A 2,162-nucleotide genomic window follows, 5' to 3' on the forward strand; every position below is an offset into this window, starting at 1 on the left:
CTGTAAACCAGCTTGCTTTTACATGTAGAAAACTTACTTGAAGCCACGAACGATTATACGGAGAAAGGAGTTGAATTTTTATCCCTCGACCCCAGCCAACTCTTAAAGTTTTATTCTATGGACCGAATCATCCATTGCTTCACTTGTTAGAACGAGCTTTATATTTATTTTTAAGGCTACATAATTTTTGTAATAGAAACAGTGTATCTATTACAAAATAAAGCTTATATCTAATGGGTTGTAACAATAATTGTCAGATAACCTGAGTGGGAATTGATACCAATAAAATTGTAAACCAGAGGCGCTCTCTTTAACGACAAGTTACTATTTTAGCGACTGTAATTCCATCGAAAACGATCCCTATTTTAGGCGAAAATCGTTTTTTAAATAGCAATGAATTGTACGTTGAAATAAAAAAAGTTTATTTTGGTTTTAATTCATTTATTTGTTAGCGTTCCTTCCTCAGCATTTTTTGGCTTCAATCCCTTTAGCCATAACCTTTTTTAATATTTAACATCACATGAATAGTTTTTGTTTTTTACTTAAAAATAAAGAGAGTTACAACACATTTAAGTGTGAAATACAGTAAGTCAAATTTGACTTTACTACTCAGTCTTGTATAATCGTATACCGCGGAGGTGACGTAATGAAATGAAGTTTAATAAGAAAAAAATTAACGTCGTAGATATTGACAAAGCTAAAAAAAGCGTCTTTGCTACAGGAGTAGGAAACGCGATGGAATGGTTTGACTTTGGCTTGTATTCATATTTAGCCGTAATTATTAGTCAAAACTTTTTTAGTGCAGTTGAAAATGATCAGCTCAAATTAGTGTTCACATTTGCCACATTTGCGATTGCCTTTTTAATGCGTCCATTAGGCGGTGTTATATTCGGTAGAATTGGGGACAAGTTAGGAAGGAAAGTCGTTTTAACCACTACCATTATTTTAATGGCCTTTTCCACATTACTCATTGGGTTGTTACCTACATATGATCAAATCGGTATATGGGCACCCATCCTTTTATTAATTGCACGAATCATTCAAGGTTTTTCAACTGGTGGTGAATATGCTGGTGCGATGGTGTATATTGCAGAATCGTCTCCAGATAACAAGCGAAATGTGCTTGGAAGTGGACTAGAAATCGGTACACTTGTTGGTTATATTCTTGCTTCACTGCTAGCTAGCTTACTATTTTTTATTTTGTCGGATAAACAAATGGCCTCATGGGGCTGGAGAATTCCCTTCTTATTAGGATTGCCTTTAGGACTTATTGGTTTTTATTTACGAAGAAGTTTAGGGGAAACACCTATTTTTGAAAATGAACTTTCCAACGAAGACGAAGTTGAAGAAGAAAGCTTCCTCTCTATTTTAAAAAATCACAAAAAAGATGTGTTTGTTTGTTTCGTAGCCGTGGCTTTCTTTAACATTACAAACTATATGCTATTATCGTACATGCCTTCTTATTTGAATGAAATTATTGGTTTATCAAACACAGTTGGTACGGTATTAATTACGGCAGTTATGATTTTAATGGTGCCGCTTGCTCTTATGTTTGGAAAACTGAGCGACAAAATCGGAAACAAGAAAGTTTTCTTAATCGGTTTAGGCGGATTAAGCTTACTGTCAGCCTTTTCGTTCTATTTAATTAACTTAAATGGTTTAGTCTTTGTTTCAATCGGTATTCTTATTCTAGGTATCTTCCTTGCTACATATGAAGGAACAATGCCAGGGACGCTGCCAACAATGTTCTACACAGATATTCGCTACCGAACATTAGCGATCACGTTTAATGTTTCAGTGTCTATCTTTGGAGGAACGACGCCGTTAGTTGCGACATGGTTAGTTCATGCAACAGGCAATCACTTGGCTCCAGCGTTTTATTTAACCATCGTGAGCATCATCGGATTTTTCGTGATTTTATTCTTGTTTGCGAACACAGCAGGAAAATCACTCAAAGGTTCATACCCAACGGTTGCTTCTAAATCTGAATACAATGAAGCGGTTGAAAATCCAAAAGATTCATTATGGTGGAATACAGAGCAAACAGAAAAATAAAGTAAATAAACAGCAGGTGCTACATTAACTTCTGCGCAAAATATGAACACTTAAAAAGAGCCTTCTCCTTGTAACGCATAGAGAAGGCTCTTTTTATGATTCAATCA

The 2,162-nt window shown here is 35.2% G+C and carries 1 protein-coding gene; it reads left to right on the plus strand.

Features of this window, described 5'->3' with window-relative positions; translation table 11 throughout:
• The first annotated feature begins 651 nt into the window (after window positions 1-651).
• Window positions 652-2,055: an MFS transporter gene (locus AC1DRF_RS24365; RefSeq protein ID WP_097822872.1), complete on the plus strand. Its 1,404-nt coding sequence runs from the start codon at window positions 652-654 to the stop codon at window positions 2,053-2,055.
• Window positions 2,056-2,162 lie beyond the last annotated feature (107 nt).

The organism is Priestia sp. P5_B4, from assembly GCF_056400385.1.

Bases quoted from the DNA above. Each gene is read 5' to 3' on its own strand.
- AC1DRF_RS24365 (WP_097822872.1), top strand. From the start codon at position 652: ATGAAGTTTAATAAGAAAAAAATTAACGTCGTAGATATTGACAAAGCT.